At 66.3% G+C, this 5,613-nt stretch carries 7 protein-coding genes; 1 reads left to right on the forward strand and 6 read right to left on the reverse strand.

Features of this window, described 5'->3' with window-relative positions:
* On the forward strand, positions 1 to 303 hold a 303-nt coding region (locus ACX4ZE_RS22365), incomplete at its 5' end, for a hypothetical protein (protein ID WP_480275438.1).
* A 264-nt stretch (positions 304 to 567) separates the two neighbouring features.
* Here the strand turns inward: ACX4ZE_RS22365 and ACX4ZE_RS22370 are convergent.
* From ACX4ZE_RS22370 to ACX4ZE_RS22395, 6 genes are all read right to left on the reverse strand, one after another.
* The gene (locus ACX4ZE_RS22370) at positions 568 to 1,074 is read right to left on the reverse strand and encodes a hypothetical protein (protein ID WP_480275439.1); all 507 of its coding nucleotides are present in this window, start codon (positions 1,072 to 1,074) and stop codon (positions 568 to 570) included.
* Positions 1,075 to 1,097: 23 nt separating this feature from the next.
* Entirely contained in the window at positions 1,098 to 1,586 is a 489-nt protein-coding gene (locus ACX4ZE_RS22375; protein ID WP_480275440.1) for a transposase, read from the reverse strand.
* A complete protein-coding gene (locus ACX4ZE_RS22380; RefSeq protein ID WP_480275441.1) occupies positions 1,525 to 3,066 on the reverse strand; it encodes a hypothetical protein in 1,542 nt (513 codons plus the stop codon). The genes ACX4ZE_RS22375 and ACX4ZE_RS22380 overlap by 62 nt, the downstream gene beginning before the upstream one ends.
* Positions 2,982 to 3,386: a hypothetical protein gene (locus ACX4ZE_RS22385; RefSeq protein ID WP_480275442.1), complete on the reverse strand. Its 405-nt coding sequence runs from the start codon at positions 3,384 to 3,386 to the stop codon at positions 2,982 to 2,984. The genes ACX4ZE_RS22380 and ACX4ZE_RS22385 overlap by 85 nt, the downstream gene beginning before the upstream one ends.
* Positions 3,383 to 4,555 carry a tyrosine-type recombinase/integrase gene (locus ACX4ZE_RS22390; protein ID WP_480275443.1) on the reverse strand — a complete coding sequence of 391 codons (1,173 nt, stop codon included), beginning with the start codon at positions 4,553 to 4,555 and terminating at the stop codon, positions 3,383 to 3,385. The genes ACX4ZE_RS22385 and ACX4ZE_RS22390 overlap by 4 nt, the downstream gene beginning before the upstream one ends.
* Positions 4,556 to 4,652: 97 nt before the next feature.
* The coding region (locus ACX4ZE_RS22395) for an IS3 family transposase (protein WP_480275444.1) at positions 4,653 to 5,613 on the reverse strand (961 nt) is incomplete at its 5' end.

A 5,613-nucleotide genomic window follows, 5' to 3' on the forward strand; every position in this document is an offset into this window, starting at 1 on the left:
GACCAACTGGACGCCCCGGCCATCAGAGACGGTTTCGACCGGGCAATGGAAGTAGCGCTGAACAACATCAAGTTGGCGGAGAGTTATTCATCGCCGGTTTTCTCCGGTAACGCTCTGCTCTTCGAAGCAGTTGTTGATTCTTCAGGGAACAGAATCTCGGAGACTGGAACGAGTCCGGCGCAGGCGTGGCGCGGATATATCGTAGGCAGCATCGAAGTCGTTCAGGTCGATTGCGCGCATGAAGACTTCGACCGAGTCGATAACATGCGACTTGTCGGACAGGCCTTGAGTCACAGGTTATGAAGAGGGCTGCTGCACGATCAGGTGACAGTGGTTATTTGAGGTTCACCCCGAATGGTGGACAGGGGTTTAAGCAGCTCGAGCTGCGATTGTCAGTGACTGCTCGAAACGGGCGGGACTGATGCCACCGATCGATGAGTGCGGTCGGTTCTCTGGGGCTGATCGCCTGAATTGCCTCGTGTTTCGCTGCGTTTCCGCAGGTCCGTGGCTGATAGGTGCAGCGTATGTCGTGCAACAGGTGTTGTGCAAGGACTGTGGGTGAGCGTGTCAGCCGTTGTGGTGGGAGTTGTTGAGCCGGGCCATGAACTCCCGGTTGGTGGTGTGTGCCGCGGCGAGGTCCTGGTCGCGTTCTTCCAGTTGCAGCCGCAGGTCGACCACTTGTTGTTCGAGGTTGACGATGCGCTGTTGAAGCTGGTCGATATCGGTCGGTGTGCCCAGTCCTGTTTCGCGCCAGGCCCGTTCGCCGAGCAGCTCGGACAGGCGTGATTCGAGTTGCTGGTTGCGGGCGGCCATCCTGGCGCCGCGTTGCTGGGCGGCGAGCAGGTCAGCCCGCAGCGACGCGCGGGTGACCGCAGGACCGGTGGAGGGGTCGTCGTGAGGTTGGGTGGCGGTGGCGTGGAGGCGTTCGAGCAGGTCGCGGTGCCGGTAGAGGAACGTGCGGTCGACTCCGGCGCGGCGGGCGATTGCGGAGGCGCTGAGGTCGTCACCGGCGGTGATGGCGGTGATCACCCGTTGTCGCCGCCGGTCGGAATCGGCGCGGCGGCCGGCGATCATCGGGCTGATCGTTGGTTCGGTCATCAGGTTCGCTCCGGTCGCAGGTCGGGCAGGGGTCGTTTTGGCATACCGAGCATGGTGGCTCGGTGGCGGCGGACGGTGGTGACCGCGCGGTCGATCTGGTCGCGTTGTTCGCTGGTGAGGTCGTCCAGCCCGGCTTCGATGCGGCCGATGAGCGCCCGGATGCGGGTGATCTCGTCGTCGGAGGGCATCGCCTCGGCGCGGGCCCAGTCGTCGAGTTCGGTTGTGGCGAGGAGTTTCTCGCGGGTCCGGAGCAGGTCGTCAAGGTAGGTGTGCAGGTCAGGCAGGTAGGAGACGTCAGTGCGGAAGTGGTCGCAGCCAGCGCAGCGGAACCGGAACGGACACGCCCCTCCGCCGGCTTTGACGTTGCTCGGCTCAGCGCAGATACCGAACGGGACGGCGACCTCCCCGATCGCGCGGCGGGCATGTTCATCGTCGAGCAACGCTTTGGCGTGGCGCCAGACCCGGTTGCCGTGCCGGTCGAACTGCATGGTGGTGATACGATCGACGGCGTCGCGGCGGCGGGACTCTCCGACACGGTAGTAGCCGCTGGTGGTGTCGATCTTGCGGTGCGACATGAGTTCCCGCAGCACTTCGACCGGGACTCCGGCGTCGGCGTGGCGTTGGGCGTAGGAGTGGCGCCAGGCGTAGAGCACGACCTTGGCCTTGTCGTATTCGACGCCGTCGACGGTGAGTAGCGTCGACCCAGGCGCGGTGGGCGAACCCGAGACTGAACGCGGTGATCGCGCGGCGCCCGCCAGGGTTGCGGCGGTCGGTGGGCAGCAGTTTCAGTTCCCCGACCGGGGTGTAGGGGTAGCGGCCGCGGACACGTTTCTGCTGGGCGGTGATCAGGGTGGCGGTCTGCTCGCCGATCGGCAGCCGCCGGGCCGGCCGGTTGGCCTTGTGGTTGTCATAGATCAGCACCGGGTGCCCGGCAGCGTCGCGGGCCAAGCAGTCGAAATCCAGTGAGCAGATCTCTTCGGGACGGCGGCCGGTGTCGATGGCCAGCTCGATCGCGGTGCGGATCTCCGGGAAGTTCAACTCCGGCAGGTGCGCGCAGACCTGCGCGGTGATATCGGCGGGAAGGTCGCGGTTGGGTTCCGGTGGTTCGGATTTCACCGGGATATCACCGACGGTGATCACGAAGTCCTCACCGAGACCGGCGGCGAGGCCGCCGGGGCGGGTCAATCCCATCGCCCGGACGCGGGTCAAGACTGCCCGGACCTCGCGGCAGGCCCGGATCCTGGCGTCGCCGCTGATCTTCCCGATCGATTCCAGGTAGGCCAGCCGATGCAGGAACGCCTCGACATCGCCTCGACCCAGAGCTGACGGGCGGTCACCGCGGTCAGGGCGCATCCGCAGCGATTCCGACAGCCTGTCCAGGCAGCCGATGTGGTGTCGGACCGCCAAACTGGCGCTGGTGCGCCGACCGGGTTTTACCCGCCGTTTCGGTAGGTCGTCGGCAGCCCACCGTTTCACTGATTCCCGCAGCCAGGTCTGGCTGTTCCTGGTGAACTCGATCGTGCCGTTCTGCCCGAACACCGTCAGGTCCCAAACATTGCCGGTTACTTCGGTTTCCGGGGTGGACAAGGCCCGGCGAGCATGAGTGATCAGACTGTTTGCCACTGCGGTGAAGATATGGTCGCCGCGGTCGGGCACCTGGTAGTCCAGCAGCGATTCCAGCTGCTGAGCCCGCAGGTCGTTGGCCAGCATCCGCAGCGCAGGGTCCTTGGTCTTGACCGCGTCGCTCCGGCAGCGCAGCTGCAACCCGGCCAGCAGTTGCGCGACCACCAATGGTGGCAACCCCGCCAGGATCACCTCGCCGCCGCGCCCGCCGGGGCTTTCTGTTTCCCGCCAGCGTGTTTCGTTCAGGTCCGGATCGTGTTTCAGCGCTGTCCGCCAGCGTTGCTGGTGAGCTTCGCAGTAGAGACCGTCAGGATGACGGCGCTGCCGCAGGCAGGCGACGACCATGCAGGGCGGGCAGGCCGGCAGTCCGTGAACTTTCGGGTGGGTGAAGAACCCAGCCTGCTCGCGGGGCGGGAGGCCACGTAGTTGTTCGCCGTGGGTCGGGCACAACCCTGTGCGCTCGGACTCCCACTCGCGGCCGCACCGGTCGACCAGACACGTGTCTGGTCCGCGACCGAGCCGGATCCCATCCGGTCTTCGGCCAAAAACTCCGGATCGATGACCGCGGCGACCGCGGCGGCGTCACCGCCGACGACCAGGTCGCCGAACACGTGCGCGGTGCGCGTCGCCGCGGCAGGTGTCAGCAGGGCGTGTGCGACCCTCACCGAGTCGCCCCGGCGTGTTCGCGGGGGCTGGCGACCCGGTCGACGGCCTCGCGCAGCCGCGCCGGGTCGGGGTGCAGGTAAATCTGCGAGGAGGCCATGCTGGCATGGCCCAACAGCAACGCGATCTCGTCGACACCGCTGCCGGCGTCGGCGAGATCGGAACCGAACGCGTGACGCAGTCGGTGTGGGCGCATGTGCTCGATGCCCGCGCGGCGAGCGCAACCGCTGATCACCTCGTTTACCGCGTCGGGACGCATCGGCGCGCCGATCGGCTCACGAAAAAGGTTGACCAGCAGGAAATCCGACTCCTCGGCTCGCGGCACCGACAGGCGTTCGAACTCGTAACCGTCGACCGCCTGGACCACCAGGAAGTCCAACGGCACCATCCGCTGCCGCCGCGACTTCGCCCACGCCCCGTTCGGGTTGTCGCGCCGCACCACGTGCAAATGCGCTCGCGGTATAGCGCAACCCAACGCCCGGGAATCGGTGAGAAGGTGAATATCGCTGCGCCGTAACCCCGTCAGCTCACCCCGGCGCAACCCCGCGCGAGCCAGCAACAACACCATCAGCCGGTCCCGCGCCGACCGGCAAGCCCCCAGCAGTGCCACGATCTCCTCGTTGCTGGCGCGGTCCACCACAGTCTCGGGTTCGTGGAGCCAGTGACGCGCCCGCATCCGCCACCCCATCCGCCGGTCCTCACCACGGGCTTGTTCGGGCAGGTCACGTTCGTCGGCCAACTCGTAGATCAACCCCAACAGATCGCCGGACACCCGCCCGACCGACACCGCGTGCGCGACCATGCCCCGCACCGCAGCCAGGACACCGTTGATCCGGCGCGCACCCCGCACCGGCTCGGCGCCCGGACCCGCCAGAACCTGCCCGCCAGCGGCGACATCGACGCTGCTGGCCTCCGGTCCGGCATAGCGCAGCCAGGTAATGAACAGGCCCAGCGCGGCGACCCCATCAGGCCAGGCCCGGCCGGTCCGGACGCACCACCGCAAGAACAACGCGATCGCTCCCGCGTAAGAGCGGGTCGTCAACTCCGACCCGTCGCGCCCGAACCGGACGTGCCGCAGGAACATGTCCGCGTCCGCGACCACTGTCAACTCGTCGTCGAGCACCGTCCAATACCGCGCGCCCGACGGTAACCGCACCGGAAAAGCCCGCATCGTGGTCTCCCTTCTCGCAGCAGGCAGTCGATACAACTACCATCCACGAGCACCACAACCCAGGAGATCTGTCGCGTACCCGCCCGTGTCGCATGACCTACGCGATGTCACGCAACAGCAGACCGTGCCCCAGAAAACGACGGTGGTAGTTGTACCAGTCCATCCAATTGTCAACCGAAGCAACAAGTTCTGCCTTGGTGGCATAGACATGCCGATAGTAGTGCTCGTGCTTGAAGCTCGACCACAGCGATTCGGACGCGCTGTTGTCCCAACATATCCCGGTCGCTCCCATCGACCGCCGCAGCCCGTGCCGGGCGCAGGCTTGCGCGGTCAGATGCGCGGTGAACTCACCACCACGGTCCGAATGCAGGATCGTGCCCTCGACCCGGCCGCCGCGAGCGGTGGCCGCATCGTCGATGGCGGCGGTGACCATGCCCGCGCCGATGTGGTCGGCGATGCTGTAACCCAGCACGCGGCGGGTGTGTCCGTCTCGGATCGCGCAGAGGAACATGTCGCCTTCACCGCGGGTCAAGTAGGTGACATCCGTTGTCCAGACCGCATCGGGACGGCCCTGGTCGAACCGGCGCGACACCAGATCCGGCGAAAACGACGCGGCCGGGTCGGCCACGGTGGTTCTCACCTTGAAGGCGCGAGGACTGATGCCTTCCAGCCCGATCGAGGCCATGATCGCGGCGACCGACTTGGCCGATATCCGTTCACCGCGATCACGCAACTCGTCGGTGATGCGAGGTGATCCGTAGGTGCCATCGGAGTCGGCGTGCGCGTCGAGGGTCTTCACCGTCGGATCGGCTCGTCGCTGCTGACGGTCAGTCAATTCCGTTGCCGCCATTCGCTTCTTCCAATCGTAGAACCCCGATGTCGACACCCCGAGCAGCCGAGCCATGCGGACCACGTCGAACTGTTCGGACACCACAGCCGTGCCGGCGGGACAGGCCACCACGGCGGCCGGGGCGGCGTACTTCACCATCAGTTCGAACCGAGCCGGTTCTGCTGCATCGCGGCAAAGTACGCCGAAGCTTTTTTCAGGAACGCGTTGG

It is taken from the genome of Nocardia sp. TBRC8007 (genome assembly GCF_056629435.1).